At 72.4% G+C, this 17,632-nt stretch carries 17 protein-coding genes; 8 read left to right on the top strand and 9 right to left on the bottom strand.

Annotation, left to right across the window (positions count from 1 at the left end; genetic code table 11):
• Positions 1–19: 19 nt before the first annotated feature.
• The 3 genes from ACH9EU_RS15620 to ACH9EU_RS15610 are packed head-to-tail and all read right to left on the bottom strand — an operon-like array spanning position 20 to position 2,645.
• Positions 20–1,210, bottom strand: coding sequence for an acetyl-CoA C-acyltransferase (locus tag ACH9EU_RS15620; protein WP_396414820.1), 1,191 nt, complete (start codon positions 1,208–1,210; stop codon positions 20–22).
• Positions 1,207–1,908: a CoA transferase subunit B gene (locus tag ACH9EU_RS15615; protein WP_396414819.1), complete on the bottom strand. Its 702-nt coding sequence runs from the start codon at positions 1,906–1,908 to the stop codon at positions 1,207–1,209. Before ACH9EU_RS15615 ends, ACH9EU_RS15620 begins: the two co-directional genes overlap by 4 nt.
• Complete coding sequence (locus ACH9EU_RS15610; protein WP_396414818.1) at positions 1,905–2,645, bottom strand: 3-oxoacid CoA-transferase subunit A; 741 nt, start codon at positions 2,643–2,645, stop codon at positions 1,905–1,907. The genes ACH9EU_RS15615 and ACH9EU_RS15610 overlap by 4 nt, the downstream gene beginning before the upstream one ends.
• Positions 2,646–2,788: 143 nt before the next feature.
• On the opposite strand from ACH9EU_RS15610, the gene ACH9EU_RS15605 reads away from it, so the two are divergent.
• The gene (locus ACH9EU_RS15605; RefSeq protein ID WP_396414817.1) at positions 2,789–3,592 is read left to right on the top strand and encodes an IclR family transcriptional regulator domain-containing protein; all 804 of its coding nucleotides are present in this window, start codon (positions 2,789–2,791) and stop codon (positions 3,590–3,592) included.
• A 25-nt stretch (positions 3,593–3,617) separates the two neighbouring features.
• Here ACH9EU_RS15605 and ACH9EU_RS15600 read toward each other — a convergent pair whose 3' ends face one another.
• Positions 3,618–4,373 carry a 3-hydroxybutyrate dehydrogenase gene (locus ACH9EU_RS15600; protein ID WP_396414816.1) on the bottom strand — a complete coding sequence of 252 codons (756 nt, stop codon included), beginning with the start codon at positions 4,371–4,373 and terminating at the stop codon, positions 3,618–3,620.
• A gap of 295 nt (positions 4,374–4,668) precedes the next feature.
• Between ACH9EU_RS15600 and ACH9EU_RS15595 the strand changes: the two genes are divergently transcribed.
• From ACH9EU_RS15595 to ACH9EU_RS15580, 4 genes are all read left to right on the top strand, one after another.
• Complete coding sequence (locus ACH9EU_RS15595) at positions 4,669–5,886, top strand: cobalamin-independent methionine synthase II family protein (protein ID WP_396414815.1); 1,218 nt, start codon at positions 4,669–4,671, stop codon at positions 5,884–5,886.
• A gap of 134 nt (positions 5,887–6,020) precedes the next feature.
• The gene (locus ACH9EU_RS15590) at positions 6,021–6,608 is read left to right on the top strand and encodes a rhodanese-like domain-containing protein (protein WP_396414814.1); all 588 of its coding nucleotides are present in this window, start codon (positions 6,021–6,023) and stop codon (positions 6,606–6,608) included.
• Between the two features lie 45 nt (positions 6,609–6,653).
• A complete protein-coding gene (trxA, locus tag ACH9EU_RS15585; protein ID WP_396414813.1) occupies positions 6,654–7,037 on the top strand; it encodes a thioredoxin in 384 nt (127 codons plus the stop codon).
• Between the two features lie 98 nt (positions 7,038–7,135).
• Positions 7,136–8,413 carry an MFS transporter gene (locus ACH9EU_RS15580; protein WP_396414812.1) on the top strand — a complete coding sequence of 426 codons (1,278 nt, stop codon included), beginning with the start codon at positions 7,136–7,138 and terminating at the stop codon, positions 8,411–8,413.
• Positions 8,414–8,639: 226 nt separating this feature from the next.
• Here the strand turns inward: ACH9EU_RS15580 and ACH9EU_RS15575 are convergent, their stop codons facing one another.
• Together ACH9EU_RS15575 and ACH9EU_RS15570 are read right to left on the bottom strand one after the other, a co-directional pair.
• Positions 8,640–8,927: a hypothetical protein gene (locus tag ACH9EU_RS15575; protein ID WP_396414811.1), complete on the bottom strand. Its 288-nt coding sequence runs from the start codon at positions 8,925–8,927 to the stop codon at positions 8,640–8,642.
• 233 nt (positions 8,928–9,160) lie between these two features.
• Positions 9,161–10,567, bottom strand: a complete 1,407-nt coding sequence (locus ACH9EU_RS15570; RefSeq protein ID WP_396414810.1) for an MBL fold metallo-hydrolase — start codon at positions 10,565–10,567, stop codon at positions 9,161–9,163.
• Positions 10,568–10,907: 340 nt separating this feature from the next.
• Here ACH9EU_RS15570 and ACH9EU_RS15565 point away from each other — a divergent pair, with 340 nt between their 5' ends.
• Complete coding sequence (locus ACH9EU_RS15565; RefSeq protein ID WP_396414809.1) at positions 10,908–12,314, top strand: MFS transporter; 1,407 nt, start codon at positions 10,908–10,910, stop codon at positions 12,312–12,314.
• Between the two features lie 141 nt (positions 12,315–12,455).
• On the top strand, positions 12,456–14,129 hold the full coding sequence (locus tag ACH9EU_RS15560) for a thiamine pyrophosphate-binding protein (protein WP_396414808.1): 1,674 nt from the start codon (positions 12,456–12,458) through the stop codon (positions 14,127–14,129).
• A gap of 159 nt (positions 14,130–14,288) precedes the next feature.
• Here the strand turns inward: ACH9EU_RS15560 and ACH9EU_RS15555 are convergent, their stop codons facing one another.
• Positions 14,289–14,651: an alpha/beta fold hydrolase gene (locus ACH9EU_RS15555; protein ID WP_396414807.1), complete on the bottom strand. Its 363-nt coding sequence runs from the start codon at positions 14,649–14,651 to the stop codon at positions 14,289–14,291.
• Positions 14,652–14,841: 190 nt separating this feature from the next.
• Between ACH9EU_RS15555 and ACH9EU_RS15550 the strand changes: the two genes are divergently transcribed.
• Positions 14,842–15,222 carry a DUF1304 family protein gene (locus ACH9EU_RS15550; RefSeq protein WP_396414806.1) on the top strand — a complete coding sequence of 127 codons (381 nt, stop codon included), beginning with the start codon at positions 14,842–14,844 and terminating at the stop codon, positions 15,220–15,222.
• 204 nt (positions 15,223–15,426) lie between these two features.
• Here ACH9EU_RS15550 and ACH9EU_RS15545 read toward each other — a convergent pair whose 3' ends face one another.
• Both ACH9EU_RS15545 and ACH9EU_RS15540 read right to left on the bottom strand, forming a co-directional pair.
• Entirely contained in the window at positions 15,427–15,840 is a 414-nt protein-coding gene (locus ACH9EU_RS15545) for a DUF1622 domain-containing protein (RefSeq protein ID WP_396414805.1), read from the bottom strand.
• A 73-nt stretch (positions 15,841–15,913) separates the two neighbouring features.
• The gene (locus ACH9EU_RS15540) at positions 15,914–17,611 is read right to left on the bottom strand and encodes an FAD-dependent monooxygenase (protein ID WP_396414804.1); all 1,698 of its coding nucleotides are present in this window, start codon (positions 17,609–17,611) and stop codon (positions 15,914–15,916) included.
• Positions 17,612–17,632 lie beyond the last annotated feature (21 nt).

Genomic DNA, 17,632 nt, shown 5'->3' with positions numbered 1-17,632 from the left:
GGTCCGGGTGGACCGGGCCTCAGTCGCGGTGGAGCAGCAGCGCCTCGCCCTGACCGCCGCCGCCGCACAGGGAGACGGCGGCCCTGCCCGTGCCGCGGCGGGAGAGCTCCAGGGCGGCGTGCAGGGCCAGCCGGGCCCCGGAGGCGCCGATCGGGTGACCCACCGCCACGGCGCCGCCGTGGATGTTGGCCTTCTCGATCGGGTAGTCGAGGTCCCGCAGGGACTGGATCAGCACGGACGCGAACGCCTCGTTGATCTCGATGAAGTCGAGGTCCTGCACGGACCAGCCGGCCTTCGCCACCGCCGCCTCGATCGCCCGGGACGGCTGCGAGTGCAGGGACGTGTCCGGCCCGGCCACCTGCCCCGGGGCGCCGACGACGGCGAGCCACTCGAGACCGTGCCGCTCGGCGTACTCGCGCGTGGTGAGCACCACGGCCGCGGCGCCGTCCGAGAGGGGGGAGGAGTTGCCGGCCGTGATGGTGCCGTCCTTCTCGAAGGCCGGGCGCAGCCTCGCCATGGACTCGGCCGTGGAGTCCGGCCGGATGCCCTGGTCCGTGTCCACGACCAGGGGGTCGCCCTTGCGCTGCGGGATCGTCACCGGGGCGATCTCGTCCCGGAACACGCCCTCGTCCGTGGCGCGCGCGGCACGCCGGTGGCTCTGCGCGGCCACCCGGTCCTGCTCCTCCCGGGAGATGGAGCGCTCGCTGTTGCCGGCCTCCGTGAGCGAGCCCATGGAGACGGCGGCCGCGGCATCGACCAGGCCGTCCTTGGCCACCGAGTCCTCGAGCTTCAGGTCGCCGTAGCCCTTGCCCCGGCGCACGCCCATGGCGACGTGGGGCGCGTTGGTCATGGACTCCTGGCCTCCGGCCACGGCGATCTCGGCCTCGCCCGCACGGATCATCCGCGCGGCGTTCGTGATGGCCACGAGCCCGGACAGGCAGACCTTGTTCACGGTCTCTGCGGGCACGTTCAGGGGGATCCCTGCGGCGACGGCGGCCTGGCGGGCCGGGTTCTGGCCGGCGCCGGCCTGCAGGACGTGGCCCATGACCACGTAGTCGACCTGGTCGGGGGCCACCGCGGCGCGCTCGAGGGCGGCCTTGATGGCGTGGGCGCCCAGATCGGCGGCGGTCAGGGACGCCAGCTGCCCCAGGATCTTCCCCTGCGGGGTGCGGGCGCCGGACAGGATGACGACGTCGTCGGCGGTGCTCATCGGTGCTCCTCAGCGCCGCCGGTGGCGGCGGTCTCGGTGGGGACGGTGTCGGGGGTGACGTCCGCCAGGTCGGTGCGGAAGGACGCCTCGGTCTTCTCGCGCACCTCGTCCTCGGTGACGCCGGGGGCGAGGCTGCGCAGGGCGAGCGCGCCGTCCTCGACGTCGAACACGCAGAGGTCCGTCACGATGCGGTTCACCACCCCCACGCCGGTGAGCGGGAGGTCGCACTCCGTCTTGATCTTGGCGGAGCCGTCCTTGGCCACGTGGTCGGTGATCACGACGACGCGGGGGGTTCCCGCGACGAGGTCCATCGCCCCGCCCATCCCCTTGACCATCTTGCCGGGAATGGTCCAGTTGGCCAGGTCCCCGCTGCCGGAGACCTGCATGGCGCCGAGGATGGCGACCTTGACGTGACCGCCGCGGATCATCCCGAAGGACGTGGCGGAGTCGAAGATCGACGCCCCGGGCAGCAGCGTGATGGTCTGCTTGCCGGCGTTGATGAGGTCCGGGTCCTCGTCGCCCTCGTAGGGGAAGGGTCCCATGCCGAGGACACCGTTCTCGGACTGCAGCACCACGTTGACGCCCTCCGGGAGGTTGTTCGCCACGAGGGTGGGGATGCCGATGCCGAGGTTGACGTAGTCGCCGTCGTTGAGCTCGGCGGCCGCGATGGCCGCCATCTCGTCGCGGGTCCAGCTCATGCCTGGCCTCCGTTCTGCTGGGACTGCCCGACCGCCACGGGGCGGGGCCGGACGGTGCGCTGCTCGATGTCCTTGGGGGCGCCGCTGTACCGGGCCACGTGCTGGACGAAGACGCCCGGGGTCACGACGTGGTCGGGGTGGATCTCCCCGACCTGGACCAGGTTCTCGACCTCGGCGAAGGTGACCCTGCCGGCGGTCGCCACGATCGGGTTGAAGTTGCGGGCGGTGTAGCGGTAGACGAGGTTGCCGTCGGTGTCACCGGTGTGCGCGTGCACCAGGGCGATGTCCGCCACGATGCCGCGCTCCTGGACGTACGTCTCGCCGTCGAACTCGGCGTGGGGCTTGCCCTCGGCCACGAGGGTGCCCACGCCGGTCCTCGTGTAGAAGGCGGGAATGCCGGCGCCGCCGGCCCGCAGCCGCTCGGCGAGGGTGCCCTGCGGGTTGAACTCGACCTCGAGCTCGCCGTCGAGGTACTGCCGCGCGAACAGCTTGTTCTCTCCCACGTAGGAGGCGAGCACCTTCTTGACCTGGTGGTTCTCGAGCAGGATGCCGAGGCCCTTGCCGTCCACCCCCATGTTGTTGGAGACCACCGTGAGACCGGTGACCCCGGAGCCCCGGACCGCCTCGATGAGGTCCCGGGGGATCCCGCTGAGCCCGAACCCGCCCACGGCGAGCGTCATGCCGTCCCGCAGGTTCTCCGCCAGCAGTTCGGCGGCGTTCTCTCTGACCTTGGACACCTTCGTCCCTTCCTCTCGTCGGACTGTGATCCACCACTCAATCTATGGACCCGCCACATAGCGGTCAACATACGCCCTGTCGTTCCGGGAGAATTCGTCACCATGCGGCCACTTCCTGCCGAACTGTCCATATAGTGGAGAGCATGGCGGCGACGGGATCGGCACGGGAAGAAGCACCTCGGGAGACCGGAGCGGGTACCCAGGTGGTCCACCGCGTGGCACTGCTGCTGCGGGCGGTCGCCGGGCGGGAGGAGGGCAGCACGGTGGCGGAGCTCGCGGCCGCCACCGGCCTGACCCGGCCCACCGTGCACCGGCTGCTCACGGGGCTGGCCGAGGAGGGTCTCGTCGACCGCTCCGCGGGGACGGGGGCGTGGCAGCTGGGCCCGGAGCTGTACGTGCTGGGGGCGGTCGCCGCGCACCGCTATCCGATCCGCGAGCTGGCCGGGCCCTCGCTGCGCCGGCTCGCCGAGGCCACCGGCGAGAGCGCGTTCCTGTCGGCGCGCCGGGGCCTCGAGACCGTGTGCCTGGCCCGCGTGGAGGGAGCGTTCCCGATCCGCTCCCACGTGCTCTACGAGGGGCTGCGGCTCCCGCTCGGGGTGGCCTCGGCCGGGCTGGCGATCCTGGCCCACCTCCCGGACCCGGAGGTCGACCGGATCCTGGCCGCCACGGATGCCGCGCGCGCCGAGTGGGGCCCGCTGCACACGCCGGAGCGGATCCGGGAGCTGCTCGCGCTCGTGCGGCAGGAGGGTGTCGCCGTGAACCCGGGCATGATCGTGGAGGGCAGCTGGGGCATGGCCGCCGCGGTGTTCGACGCGACCGGCGCCCCGGCCTACGCCCTGAGCCTCACGGGGATCGAGCCGCGGTTCAGCGGCGAGCGCCGGCAGCCCCTGGGCCGGGCCCTGCTCACGGAGGCGCACCGGCTCTCCCGGGAGCTGGGCCACCGGTGAGGCTCCGGGCCGGCGCGGTGCGGCCTCAGCGGGCCGTCCAGCCGCCGTCCATGGTGTAGGAGGCCCCGGTGACCATGGATGCGTGCGGGCCGGCGAGCCAGGCCACGAGGCTGCCCACGTCCTCGGGCTCCACGAGCTTCTTCACCGGCGTCTCGCCGAGCATGATCCGCTCCACGACCTCGGACTCGGGGATGCCGTGCACCTTCGCCTGATCCGTGACCTGCTTCTCGACCAGCGGCGTGCGCACGTAGCCGGGGTTGACGCAGTTGCTCGTGACCCCGTGCTCGGCACCCTCCAGGGCGATGGTCTTGGACAGCCCCTCGAGGCCGTGCTTGGCCGAGACGTAGGCGCTCTTGTAGGGCGAGGCGCGCAGGCCGTGCACCGAGGACACGTTGACGACCCGGCCCCAGCCGCGCTCGTACATGTGGGGCAGGGCCGCGCGCACGAGCAGGAACGGACTCTCGAGCATCAGCACCAGGATCCGGTGGTAGTCGGCGGGGTCGAACTCGTGGATCGGGGCGACCTTCTGGATGCCGGCGTTGTTCACGAGCACGTCGACCTCGAGACTCAGCCCGGCGAGGGCCGCCGTGTCGAGGAGGTCGACGACCCACGCCCTCCCCCCGAGCTCACCGGCGACGCGCTGCGCACCGGCCTCGTCGACGTCGGCCACCACCACGTGGGCGCCGGAGCCGGCGAGAGCACGGGCGGCGGCCAGGCCGATGCCGCTCGCGCCGCCGGTGACCAGCGCCGTGCGCCCTTCGAGACCGTTGTCCTGGAGCATGGAGATCCTTCCTTCCGCCGTGCCCGCGGGGTGGGGGCGCCGGTCACGGTCACGGTATGTGATCCACGGCACGACGGCGAGGGTGGCGCGGCGTGCGGTTTCGCACCGCCGCCGTGCACCGCCGCAGAGCACGGCGGCGGCGTCGAATGGCGCATGACCGGGCCGTGCGGTTGGATGGGGGCGTCACCATCCAGAGCGGCCGAAAGACCTGGCTCGACGACGCCGCAGCAACCCGGGCGGGCCTCCGCCGCGCCCCCGGTGCTACCGCCAGGACCGATGGAGGAAGGACTCCCGCATGACCATGCAGAACACCGACCACGTCCGGGCCACGCACGTGGGCTCCCTGCCCCGCACGCCGGGCCTCCTGGAGGCGAACCGCCGGCACGCCGAGGGGGAGATCACGTTCGAGGAGCTCAGCGGTGAGCTCGCCACGGCCGTCGAGGACGTCGTCCGGCGCCAGCACGAGACCGGCCTGGACGTCGTCAACGACGGCGAGTACGGGCACACGATGTCCAGCGCGGTGGACTACGGGGCGTGGTGGAACTACTCCTTCGGCCGCCTCGGCGGACTCACCCCCTCCGACGAGGACCGCTGGGCCTCCACGGAGCGGAAACGCTCCTCGCCCGGCCACATCGTGCTCACGAGCTTCCCGGACCGCCGGGACCGCGAGCGCTTCCGGGAGGCCTACGAGGACCCGCAGTCGGGCATCCTGACCGGGCGAACGGCCACGAAGCAGCCCAAGATCACCGGGCCGCTGACCTACACGGGCCAGGAGGCCGTGGCCTCGGACATCCGCCACCTGAAGGCCGCGATGGCGGCCACGGGCGCGGAGACCGGCTTCGTCGCCGCTCTCTCCCCCGGCTCCTGCGCGCGCGTGACCAACGAGTACTACGAGACCGACGAGGAGCTCCTGCACGCCTGCGCCGAGGCGATGCGCGAGGAGTACCTGGCGATCACCGACGCGGGACTGACGGTGCAGATCGACGACCCCTCGATCGCCGAGTCCTGGGACCAGGTCAACCCGGAGCCCACGGTCGAGGACTACCTGGCGTTCACGCGCCTGCGTGTCGAGGCCCTCAACCACGCCCTGCGCGGGATCCCCGAGGAGCAGGTGCGCTTCCACCTGTGCTGGGGCTCCTGGCACGGCCCGCACACCACGGACCTCGAGCTCAAGCACCTCGTGGACCTCATGCTCACCATCAACGCCGGCGGCTACACCTTCGAGGCGTCCTCCGCCCGGCACGCGCACGAGTGGAAGGTCTGGCGGGAGCACACCCTCCCGGAGGGCCGGGTGATCATCCCGGGCGTGGTCTCCCACTCGACGAACGTCGTGGAGCACCCCGAGCTGGTCGCCGACCGGATCGAGCAGTTCGCCTCGGTGGTGGGCCGGGAGAACGTCGTCGCCTCGACCGACTGCGGCCTGGGCGGGCGGCTGCACCCGCAGATCGCATGGGCCAAGCTGGAGTCCCTCGTGGCGGGCGCACGCCTGGCCTCGGAGCGGCTCTACGGCTGAGCCCTCCGGCCCGGCCGGGCCGGAGGGGCCCCGGACACGCCCCGGCCATACCCCCTGGGGTGTTTTGCATACCCTTAGGGGTATCTGCCACACTGGATGCGCACCACCTCCGCGAACACCCCGAAAGGATCCCGATGACCTCCACCACCGTGACCGCCCTCGATCCTGCGACCCTGCGCCGATGGATGGCCGAGCACGAGGACCTGGTGGTCGTCGACGTCCGCTCCGCGGCCGAGTTCGAGGCCCTGCACATCCACGGCTCCTACAACGTGCCCCTGCCCCTGCTCGCCGAGCACACCGCCGAGCTGGCCGCCCGCCTGGGCGAGCGGGTCGTGCTGGTCTGCCAGTCCGGGGTCCGGGCCGAGCAGGCCCGCCAGAAGCTGGCCGGGGCCGGCATCGGCAGCGCCCACGTGCTCACCGGTGGAGCCGCCGGCTACGCCGACGCCGGCGGCGACGTCGTGCGAGGAGCGCGGCGCTGGGACCTGGAGCGCCAGGTGCGCATGGTCGCCGGCTCCCTGGTCCTCACCGGGCTGGTCGGGGGCCGGTTCGTCTCCCCGAGGCTGCGCACCCTGGCCGGGATCATCGGCACCGGGCTGACCTTCTCGGCCGCCTCCAACACCTGCGCCATGGGCAGGGCCCTGGCCGCCATGCCCTGGAACAGGGCCGCCGCCGAACCCACCGCCACCGCTGCCATCAACCGGATCCCCGCCCCCGCCGCCTGACCGGCTCCGCGCTTCCCGCACCCCGATCACCCACCAGGAGACCCCGTGGCCACCGTCGACCTCACCGAACACGACTTCGCCGCCACCGTCGAGGGCAACGACATCGTCCTGGTGGACTTCTGGGCGTCCTGGTGCGCGCCCTGCCGCATGTTCGCCCCCACCTACGCGACCGTCTCGGAGGAGCACCCCGACATGGTGTTCGCCAAGGTCGACACCGAGGCCGAGCAACGGCTGTCGGCCGCGGCCGGCATCACCTCGATCCCCACCCTGATGGTCTTCCGCGAGGGCGTGGTCGTCTTCTCCCGGGCGGGGTCGCTCCCCGCCGCCGGGCTCGAGCAGGTCATCGCCGCCGTGCAGGACCTGGACATGGCAGAGGTCCAGGCGCAGCAGGCCGCCCGCCGGGCCGGGCAGCGGACGCCGCAGGACTGAGCCGGGCCGATGGGCGTCGTCGACATGCCCCGGGCCGGGACGGGACCGGCCCCCGCCGGCGGTACCGGACAGGGCCACGGAACCCCGGAGCGCCGGTCATGACCCGCCCGCCCCGCGCCCCCGTGCTGGGGCTGCGGCAGAATCTGGCCCAGTTCACCCTGCTCGTCGTCGTCAACGCACTGGTCGGCGGCACCCTGGGGCAGGAGCGGACCGTGCTGCCGCTGCTGGCCGACGAGGTCTTCCACCTGGATCTCCACACCAGCTCGCTGACCTACATCCTGGCCTTCGGCGTGGCCAAGGCCGCGACCAACTACCTCGCCGGCACCCTCGCCGACCGCTGGGGACGCAAGCCGGTGCTGGTGGCCGGGTGGCTGATCGCCCTGCCGGTGCCCGTCCTGCTGATCCTCGGGCCCTCCTGGTCGTGGATCGTGGTCGCCAACGTCATCCTCGGCGTCAGCCAGGGCCTGACCTGGTCCACGACCGTGGTGATGAAGATGGACCTGGTCGGTCCGCACCGGCGTGGCGCGGCCATGGGCCTCAACGAGGCCGCGGGATACCTCGGGGTGGCCGCCACCGCCATGGCCACCGGCTACCTGGCGGCCCACTACGGGCTGCGGCCGGCCCCCTTCCTGCTGGGGGCCGCCTACATCGCTCTCGGTCTGGGGCTGTCGGTGCTCGCCGTGCGGGAGACCCGGGACCACGCCCGGCTGGAGGCGGCCGACCACACCGACGCCCACGCCGGCGCCCACGGGGGGCTGAGCAACCGCGAGGTCCTCGCCCTGACCAGCTTCCGCGACCGGTCCCTCTCGTCGGTCAGCCAGGCCGGGATGGTCAACAACCTCAACGACGGCCTGGCCTGGGGGCTGTTCCCGGTCCTGTTCGCCGCCGCCGGGCTGTCCCTGGGCCAGATCGGGATCCTGGCTGCCGCCTACCCGGCCGTGTGGGGCGCCGGCCAGCTGGCCACCGGCGCGCTGTCGGACCGGTGGGGCCGGAAGGTCTTCATCGTCACCGGGATGCTCCTCCAGGCGGTCGCCCTGGGCCTGGTCGCGGTCGGCTCCACCTTCGCGGTGTGGCTCGTGGCGTCGGTGCTGCTCGGGTCGGGGACCGCGATGGTCTACCCCACCCTGCTCGCCGCCATCGGCGATGTCGCCCACCCCACGTGGCGGGCCCGATCGGTGGGCGTCTACCGGCTGTGGCGGGACGGCGGCTTCGCCGTCGGCGCCGTGGTCTCGGGCCTGGTCGCCGACGCCTTCGGCATCCCCGCGGCCGTCGCCGTCGTCGCCGCCCTGACCGCCGCCTCCGGCGGCGTGGTCGCCGTCCGGATGCGCGGGAGCGACCACCCCGGCGGGCCCGCCGGGAACCTGTGGCACGCCTGACGGCACGAGGCCCGGTCCGGCGGAGGACGCGTCGTCGCCCCCGGGGAGCATCGGCGTCGCCGACGCGCCACCGCCCCACGCGGTGATCTCACCCCGGGACCGCGCCGGGCCGCGGCGTCGTCGCCACTGCCGCCGGCTCGCCCTCTCCGCGAGGATCACCCACCGGGCAGGGCCGGAACCACCCTCGCCCCGGCGGCCATCGCCCCGGGCAGCCCGTGCTCGGGCGTCAGTAGTTGTGCGGACTGCCCGGCGGCGGTTCCTCGGCGTCGGCGTCCCGGTGGTACAGGTACTCGTTGCCCTCCTCGTCCCGTTCCACCGCGAAGTGCTGCTGCACCTGCTCGTACCAGCGATGCACGAGCTCGGTCTCCTCGGCCCCGTGCTCCGACTGCGGAGCTCGCCCTGCCGGGCCGTAGATCTTGAGGAAGACGGCGTTGAGGCGATCCAGCAGCGGTGACCCCGATCCCGGTGCGTCCGTCCGGCCGGTGTAGTCCTTCTCCCACGTCGGTTCCCCCATGACGTCCTCCGAGGTTGTGGTGAGCGTGACAGCGATGCGCGCGGTGGTGCTGGTCCCCATTTTAGCCGCTGGGCCCGTCCCCGCAGAAGGACCGCCGGAGCGCCATCGCCTCGCCGCCGGCGGCGCCCCCGGGACATCACCGGGGCGCCGCCGGGAGGCGGTGCGGTCGAGGTCGAAGGGGCCGTCCGCATGGTGCGGCGACCCTGCGACCGTCCGGTGCGCCCCGCGTCAGGTCATCCGGCGTCAGCCGCCAGGGCCTCCCGGTGAGCGGCCCAGCCGGAGTACGAGCCCTCCAGCTCGGCCACGTCGTAGCCCGCGTGGCGCAGCGTGGACGCGACGACCGAGCTGCGCAGCCCGCCCTGGCAGTAGGTCACGATCGTGCCCTGCTCCGGCAGCTCGTCCAGGTTCCACAGCACGCGCCCGCCGTGCAGCTGGGTGGAGCCGGGGACGTGACCCTCGGCGTGCTCGCTCTTCGCCCGGACGTCGAGCAGGAGCGCCTTGTCGTAGGCCTCGAGCGCAGCGGGGCTCACCAGCTCGGGCGTGGTCCGCGGCAGGCCCTCCAGGCCCGTCACGTACCCGGCGACCTCGTCGATGCCCACGCGCACCAGGTGGTCCCAGTACTCCCGGGCGGCCTCCGGGTCGGCGGCCAGGAGCACGAGCGGCCGCGCACCGCGCTCCGGGTCCACGGCCCAGGCCGCGTAGGTGGCGATCGACGTCCCGCCCGGGATGTTCAGCGCCCCGGCCACGGTCCCCGTGTGCACCTGGTCCGCGGGACGGGTGTCCACGAAGGTCACCTCCCCGGCCGCCAGCTGCCGCGCCACCTGCTGCGCGTCGAGCTGGGGCAGCGGCGCGCGCTCGCCCATGACGGCCGGCCCCCGCCGGTTCTGCCGCTTCATGCGCCCGAAGTAGAACGGCGCGTCCGGCTGGCCCTCCAGCAGCTCCTCGACGAAGCCCGCCTCGTCGCCCTCGGCCAGGTAGCGCCCCCACCACGAGTAGAGCCGCTCGTAGCCCACGGTCGTGGACGGGATCGCGCCGAGCGCCTTGCCGCAGGCCGACCCGGCCCCGTGGCCGGGGAAGACCTGCACGTGGTCGGGCAGCGTCAGGAACTTGTCCCGCAGGCTGGCGAACATCTGCTTCGCCCCGAGGAAGCGCGTGTCGTCCCCGCCGGCGGCCTCGTCCAGCAGGTCCGGGCGGCCCAGGTCGCCGGCGAAGACGAAGTCACCCGTGAGCACGTACCCCGGGGCGTCGGCGAAGGCGCCGTCAGTGACCAGGAAGGACAGGTGCTCCGGGGTGTGGCCGGGCGTGTGCACGGCCCGCACGACCACGTTGCCGATGCGGATCTCGTCGCCGTCGTGCAGCCGCTCGGCGTCGAACTCGTACTGCCAGTCCTCCCCGCCCTCTCCCGAGACGTGGGCCGTCGCCCCGGTGGCCGCGGCCAGCTCCCTGGTGCCGGAGAGGTAGTCGGCGTGGATGTGGGTCTCGGTCACCGCGGTGATCTCCATGCCGTTCTTCGCGGCCACGTCCCGGTAGACCTCGATGTCGCGGCGAGGATCGACCACCAGGGCCTGACCCGTGCGCTGGCAGCCGATGAAGTAGCTGGCCTGGGCGAGGTCCTCGTCGTAGATGCGCTCGAAGAGCATGGTTCTCTCCTTCTCCCGAAGTCGGTGGGTCAGGTGCCGGCAACGTGTTCTCCGGTCGTCCATCCCCACGATAATACCCCTAGGGGTATAGATCAAGTACCCCCAGGGGTATTGCCGGCACCTTCGTCACCACATCTGCCCCAACGGCCGGACGCCCCCCCCCGGTTGCGCCCCCCGGGGTGGGCCGCGTCACACTTTTAGTACATAGTTTGATTATATTGCTCCGAGGGTGACAGGCGTCACTTTTTTCCGTAGCATCTCACTGAGCTACCGAACGTTCGGTAATGAGTGATTCGATTCCGCCGAGGACGTTTCCGTCCCCGATCACACTGGAGATCCCATGGCGCACACAGATTCCGCCCCGACCGGGCGGCACGAGATGTCCCGCGAGGAGCGCAAGGTCCTCGCCGGCACCCTCGTGGGCACCACCATCGAGTGGTACGACTTCTTCATCTACGCCCAGGCCGCCGCGTTCGTCCTGGCACCGCTGTTCTTCGCCCCGCTGTCCGAGGAGAACGCCGGCCTCGCCCAGGTCGTCGCGTGGGCCTCGCTCGGCATCAGCTTCCTCTTCCGCCCGCTCGGCGCGGTCGTGGCCGGCCACCTGGGCGACAAGTACGGCCGCAAGATCGTCCTCGTCCTCACCCTGGTGGGCATGGGCGCCGCGACGATGCTGATCGGCCTGCTGCCCACCTACGCCACGATCGGCGTCTGGGCCCCCATCTTCCTGGTGGTCCTGCGCATCATGCAGGGCTTCTCGGCCGGCGGCGAGTGGGGCGGCGCCGCCCTGATGTCCGTCGAGCACGCCCCGCGGAACAAGCGCGGCCTCTTCGGCGCCTACCCGCAGATCGGCGTCCCGCTGGGCATGCTGCTCGCCACGTCCTTCATGTTCGCCCTCACCTCGATGATGTCCCCCGAGGACTTCCAGGCCTGGGGCTGGCGCGTCCCGTTCATCTCCTCCGTGCTGCTCATCGTGGTCGGCTACCTGATCCGCAAGACCGTGGACGAGTCCCCGGTGTTCAAGGAGATGCAGCTGCGCAAGAAGGAGTCCTCCGCCCCGCTGGGCCAGCTGTTCAAGCACAACTCCAGGCAGGTCACCCTCGCGGCCCTGATCTTCGCGGCCAACAACGCCGCCGGCTACCTCGTCATCGCGTTCTTCGCCTCCTACGGAGCGAACGTCCTGGGCATGCCCCGCTCCCAGACCCTCGTGGCCTCCCTCATCGGTGGCGTGGGCTGGCTGGTCTTCACCATGTTCGGCGGCTGGATCTCGGACAAGATCGGGCGTGTCCGCACCTTCCAGATCGGCTACGGCATCATCATCCTCTGGGCCGTCCCGATGTGGTTCCTGATGGACACCGCCTCGCTGCCCCTGTTCGCCCTGGCCATCGTCATCCTGACCCTCGGTCTCGGCCCGTCCTACGGCCCGCAGTCCGCGCTCTACGCCGAGATGTTCCCGGCACGCGTGCGCTACTCGGGGGTCTCGATCGGCTACGCCCTCGGCTCGATCATCGGCGGCGCGTTCGCCCCGATGATCGCGCAGCTGCTGCTCAACGAGACCGGGATGTCCTGGACGATCGGCGCCTACATCGCCGGCCTCGCCCTCGTCTCCTTCGTCGCGGTCTCCCTGGTCCCGAAGAACATCCAGGGCATCGACCTGCACGTCCAGGAGGTGCACCAGGACTACGTCGCCGAGCACCCCGAGGCCGCCGAGATCCTCTCGGCCGCGGAGGCCGCCGAGAAGCGCGACTGAGCCCTCTCCCATCGGCCGGGGCCGCCCGTCAGGCATCTTCACGGGTGCCGGCGGGCGGCCCCGCCCGTTCCCCGTCTCTTCCCCCGAGCACACCCCGCTCACGCCCGGGGTTCCCACCGGAGCCCCGCCGAAAGGATTCCCATGGTCGACGACCTCCTGACCCCGACCGTCTCGTCCGCTGTCGCGGAGGTGCTGGCCGAGCGCGCCGGGCACGTGTTCGGGTTGATGGGCAACGGCAATGCCCACCTGATCAGCCACCTCACCTCGGCCGGGTTCCCGTTCACCTCGGCCCGCCACGAGGCGGCCACGGTCACGATGGCCGACGCCTACCACCGCGCCACCGGGGCCGTCGCAGCGGCGACCACGACCTACGGTGCCGGTTTCACCAATACCCTCACCGCCCTGGCCGAGGCCGCGATGGCCCGCATCCCGTTGGTCCTCGTCGTCGGCGAGGCCCCCACCACCGGCCGTCGCCCCTTCGACGTCGACCAGACCGCCGCCGCGTCCGCGGTGGGAGTCGCCACCCTGCACGCCACCGCCCACAACGCGGTGGCGACCGCACACCGGGCCTTCGACCTGGCCACCGCCACCGTGGCCCCGGTGGTGGTGGCCATCCCCTACGACCACGCCACCACCACCCTGTCCCCCGACCCCGTCCCGCCGGCCCCGTTGCCGGCCAAGGTCTCCTGGACGGCCCCTTCACAGGAGCTCGACCGGGTGGCCGAGCTCCTGTGCACCGCCGCCCGTCCCCTGATCCTCGCCGGGCGCGGCGTTCTCCTGGGCCAGGCCGCGGCCCCGCTCCAAGAGCTCGGGGACCGGCTCGGGGCGCTGTTCATGACCTCCGTCATGGCCGTGGGCGCCCTGGACTCCCCCTGGGACCTGGGCATCGCGGGGGGCTTCACCCGCGACCACCGCCTGGCCCTGGCCCGCCAGGCCGACCTCGTCCTGGTCGCCGGAGCCTCCCTCAACGCCTTCCAGTCCCGCTACGGCACCCTCTTCGCCGAAGGCACCCGGGTGATCCGCCTCGACAACGAACCCGAGCCCGCCACGGACCACCCCCCGGTCACCGACTACCTGCGCGCCGACCTCGCCCCCGCCCTGCGCGCCCTCACGGCCCGGATCCCGCCCGCCGACCCGCAGCGCACCTGGCGGGCCGCCGCCCCCCAGGTCGCCACCGACGCCTTCCGCTCCTCCGAGCCGGTCGAGGACCCCACCGAGTTCGGCGCCGACGGCCGACTCAACCCCCGCGCCGTCGTCGCCGCCCTGGACCGCATCCTGCCCGCCCAGCGCTCCGTGGTCATGGACGGCGGCCACTTCATCGGCTGGGCCCCCATGTACCTCACCGTCCCCGACCCCCACGCCATGATCCTGGTCGGCACCGCCTTCCAGTCCATCGGCCTGGGCTTCGGCGCCGCCGCCGGGGTCTCGGTGGCCCGCCCGGACCGCACCACCGTGCTCGTCACCGGCGACGGCGGAGCCCTGATGGGCCTGGCCGACCTCGAGACCTTCCTGCGCGCGACCCGCCGCGGGGTGATCGTGGTGCTCAACGACTCCGCCTACGGCGCCGAGCTCCACCAGTACGCCACCCAGGGCCTGGACCCCACCGCGATGCTCATCGACGAGGTCGACTTCGCCGCTCTCGCCACCGCCATGGGCGCCACGGGCACCAAGGCCACCACCCTGGCCGACCTCGACCACCTCACCCACTGGCTGGCCACCCACCACGAAGGCGTCTTCGTCCTCGACGTCGCGATCTCCCAGAAGATCGTCGCCGAGTTCATGACCGCCTCCCTCACCGCCGGCAGGAGACTCTGATCCCCAGCGCCCCGTCCGACGCGGGACGCCATCCCGGAGCCCCGGCACCGCCGACGCTGCGGCCGACGTCGAGCTCGCTCTGCGCACCGCCGCCGCTCGGGCCGGCTCCGTCCCGAACAGGGAATTCGACCTGAACACGGCGGCCCAGGGGCGACTCGCCTACCGTGTGACGGGCTCGGGCCCGGCCGGCTGCTGCCGGCGAGCTCCGTGGCGTGCGCCCTGGGCATCGCCGCCGCCCGTCCTGCACCCGGGGAGCTCTGAGCCACCTGCCGGTCCCGACTCCACCTGGTGGACGAAGTCCGCGCACAGGCGCGGCCACTGGGCCAGCTCCGCGGCCGAGGCCCCGTGACCGCGGGCGTCGTAGCGAACGATCCGGTGTGCCGGGAGACCTGCGGCCAGGTCCAGACCACCGGCGGCGTTGGCCACCTGGTCGGACATCAGCCCGTGCAGCTGCACGACGGCCGGACCCGAGCCCGTCACACGGTAGGCCAGTCGGCAGCGGGGCAGGTCCAACGTCGGCATGGGGCCACGCTACGCCTGCCCGGTGGACGCCGGTGGACCGCGGGGTTCCGGGACGGGAGGGAGCCCGTCATGAGGGGCACATCTGGACCCACGACACCGCAGCAGGAGGACACTGGAAGGGTCGATGCATGGGCTCCGTGGAGCCCTTGGGTCGCTCTCCCTTCCGCGTGGCAGATTCTAGGCCCCTACCATGAACCTCCTCAGTCAGATCTTCGCCGGCGCCACCGCTCTGGCGTTGGTGACCGTGTTCGTCCTGGAGGCGTTCTTCCACCACCGCCGGGCGCTGTACCCCATTTTTCTCATCCGCCCCGAGGACGTGCCGGCGGTGCGGATGTGGGCCGTCAACGTCGGCTTCTACAACCTGTGCTACGCGATCGGCATCATCATCGGCCTCGTCCTGCTGCACTCGGAATGGGTGGAGGCAGGTCGGGCCCTCGTGCTGTTCGGCTGCGCCAGCCACGTCGTCCTCGGCGTCGTGCTCTTCGCCAGCGAACGACGGCTGTGGGTCAGCGCCCTGGGCCAGAGCATGGTGCCGCTGGTGGCCGTGGTGGCCTACCTCATCCGGGGATGAGTGCCCGGGCGCACTCCGGTGGCCGGAGTCCGTGGTTGCGCGGAGTGCCGTGAACGGCCGAGGACGCCGGGACGACCTCGCCTGCTGGTGCCGAGGAACTCGACGAACGGAGCCGCGACCCGTGCACCCGAGCCGATGCGACCGGCCCGGCAGGACGGCAGCACCGGGAGAAGCCGCCGCCCTGCCATGAGGTCGGGAAGGAGATCATCCACGCCCCGGGGACCGCGCGGCCGGCTCCGCCCCCGGGGCGACCGCCCTCGGCTCCTTCTGCCACGGCCACCGGCCGCTGATCTCCAGCTCCAGGGACCAGCTGAGGAACGTGCGGATGAGCACGATCAGCCCCAGCACTCCCACGGACTCGTAGGTGGGGGCGATGGCGACCGTGCGGATGATGTCGGCGGCCACGAGCAGCTCGAGGCCCAGCAGGATGGAGCGGCCCAGCCGGCGGCGATAGGTCTCGTAGGTGTCCGCGCCGTCGGCGGCCCGGCCGTCCCGGCGGTGGCGCAGCACCGCACGGGCGGCCAGGAGGGTCGACACCACGGCTCCGATCACGATGGCGACGACCCCTGCGGCGTCGACGGACTTCCCGACCGTCTCCATGACCTCGTGGAACGACATCCTGCACCTCCGGTGGCCCCGGGGCGGGGCGAATCGACTGTGACGAGGACGTCAGGATCTCACGGGGCGCACCCTACGCGGCGGCGACAGGCTCCTCCGGGTGCGCCTCCGGCGTCGCGGTCCGCACCGGCCGGACCTCGCGGGCCGCGAGGATCCGCGCCGCCTCGGAGCCGGGAGCGGCGATGGCGTTCCGGAGGGCCCGGCGGAGGGCCGCCGCGTCCGCGCCGTCGACGACGGCGGCGATGTGGGAGTCCGGGCGGACGATCCACACGTCCCGGGGCTCGGGCCGCAGGGCCGCGGTCAGCGTGCCGGTGCAGTCGATGTCCGCCAGGGCGTGGATGCGCAGCGGGGACGTGATGGCCTCCAGCGCCACCTCCCGCACGGCGTCCGTGTCGACCTCCGGGCCGGTGAGCACGAGGATCCCGTAGCGGGCGAGCTCGCGGACCCGGTCGGCGCGGATCCCCGGGACCGCGACCGGCACGTCCGGCAGCAGGACGCCGGGCACGGGCTCGGGAACGTCGCCCTTGGCCGGGCGGCCGGTGAACGTGCGCGTGGGGTGCGGGGTGGTCAGAGGCGAGTCGACGTACCAGAACGGCTCGGCGAGCCGGCCGGAGTCCACGTACGTGGACGCCGCGGGGTCTCCGATCGCCCGCTCGAGCTTGGCCAGCCGCTCCGCCCACTGCTCCTCGTTCTGCGGCACCAGGAAGTCCATGGTGGCCTCCGTGACCTCGAGGTTCTCGATGGCGGCGGCGCGGCGTTCGACGTCGTAGGACTCCAGCAGGGCCTCGTCGGCGTTGCCGCGCAGCACGGAGGTGAGCTTCCAGGCGGCGTTCTCTGCGTCACCCACCCCGGAGTTGAGCCCGCGGGCGCCGAAGGGGGAGACGATGTGCGCGCAGTCCCCGGCGAGCAGGACGCGGCCCACACGCATGCGGGACGCCAGCCGGGCGTGGAAGCGGTAGACGGACTTCCAGACGATCTCGTAGTCCTTCTCCCCGATGATCTGTCGGATCCGGGCGTCCAGCGCCCCGGAGGCCTCCTCCGCGTCGAGGTCGTAGTCGCCGGGCACCTGCCAGTCGATCCGGAAGGTCGAGTCCGGGCAGGGGTGGATGAGCACCTGCCGGCCGGGGTTCCACTCCGGGTCGAAGTAGAAGCGCCGTTCGGTCGTCCAGCCGGGCATGTCGGTCCGGATGTCGCAGATCAGGAACTTGTCCTCGAAGGACCGTCCCTCGAAGCTCACGCCGAGCTGCTCGCGCAGCCGGCGGGCCTTGGAGCCCAGGGCGGCGACGGCGTAGTCGGCCACGATCTCGACCTCGTTGCCGTCCAGGCACGAGCAGCGCACCCGCACGGACTTCTCGTCCTGGGTGATCTCCTGGATCTCGTGGCCCCAGACCTCCTCGATCAGCGGCTCTGCGGCGATCTTCGCGGCGAGCAGCTCCTCGGTGCGGGTCTGGGAGATGTTCACGAACGGGGGGAACGGGGACTGGCCCCGGTCCCGGAAGGGCTGGGCGAACAGCTCCTGGTCCTGGTAGAAGGTCCGCGCCGTCGTCCAGGTCACCCCCTCCTCGGCCACCTGCCTGCCCACGCCGACAGCCTCCCAGACCTCCAGGACGTCGCGCTGCTGGCAGATCGCCTTGGAGCCGATGGGGTCCCGCTCGGCACGGGCGTCCAGGACGGTCACGGGAATGCCCCACCGCGCGAGCAGCAGGGCCGCGGTCTGGCCGACCGGGCCGTTGCCCAGGACCAGCACCTTGCCGGAGTCGAATCGTCTCACTGTCGTGCCTCTCGTTCTCGT

The sequence above is a fragment of the Kocuria rhizosphaerae genome, assembly GCF_044462265.1.
Lineage (GTDB): Bacteria > Actinomycetota > Actinomycetes > Actinomycetales > Micrococcaceae > Kocuria > Kocuria rhizosphaerae.
This window is presented reverse-complemented; position numbering and strand designations above follow the sequence as displayed.

Bases quoted from the DNA above. Each gene is read 5' to 3' on its own strand.
- ACH9EU_RS15620 (WP_396414820.1), bottom strand. From the start codon at position 1,210: ATGAGCACCGCCGACGACGTCGTCATCCTGTCCGGCGCCCGCACCCCG.
- ACH9EU_RS15615 (WP_396414819.1), bottom strand. From the start codon at position 1,908: ATGAGCTGGACCCGCGACGAGATGGCGGCCATCGCGGCCGCCGAGCTC.
- ACH9EU_RS15605 (WP_396414817.1), top strand. From the start codon at position 2,789: ATGGCGGCGACGGGATCGGCACGGGAAGAAGCACCTCGGGAGACCGGA.
- ACH9EU_RS15600 (WP_396414816.1), bottom strand. From the start codon at position 4,373: ATGCTCCAGGACAACGGTCTCGAAGGGCGCACGGCGCTGGTCACCGGC.
- ACH9EU_RS15595 (WP_396414815.1), top strand. From the start codon at position 4,669: ATGACCATGCAGAACACCGACCACGTCCGGGCCACGCACGTGGGCTCC.
- ACH9EU_RS15590 (WP_396414814.1), top strand. From the start codon at position 6,021: ATGACCTCCACCACCGTGACCGCCCTCGATCCTGCGACCCTGCGCCGA.
- ACH9EU_RS15580 (WP_396414812.1), top strand. From the start codon at position 7,136: ATGACCCGCCCGCCCCGCGCCCCCGTGCTGGGGCTGCGGCAGAATCTG.
- ACH9EU_RS15575 (WP_396414811.1), bottom strand. From the start codon at position 8,927: ATGGGGGAACCGACGTGGGAGAAGGACTACACCGGCCGGACGGACGCA.
- ACH9EU_RS15570 (WP_396414810.1), bottom strand. From the start codon at position 10,567: ATGCTCTTCGAGCGCATCTACGACGAGGACCTCGCCCAGGCCAGCTAC.
- ACH9EU_RS15565 (WP_396414809.1), top strand. From the start codon at position 10,908: ATGGCGCACACAGATTCCGCCCCGACCGGGCGGCACGAGATGTCCCGC.
- ACH9EU_RS15560 (WP_396414808.1), top strand. From the start codon at position 12,456: ATGGTCGACGACCTCCTGACCCCGACCGTCTCGTCCGCTGTCGCGGAG.
- ACH9EU_RS15555 (WP_396414807.1), bottom strand. From the start codon at position 14,651: ATGCCGACGTTGGACCTGCCCCGCTGCCGACTGGCCTACCGTGTGACG.
- ACH9EU_RS15550 (WP_396414806.1), top strand. From the start codon at position 14,842: ATGAACCTCCTCAGTCAGATCTTCGCCGGCGCCACCGCTCTGGCGTTG.
- ACH9EU_RS15545 (WP_396414805.1), bottom strand. From the start codon at position 15,840: ATGTCGTTCCACGAGGTCATGGAGACGGTCGGGAAGTCCGTCGACGCC.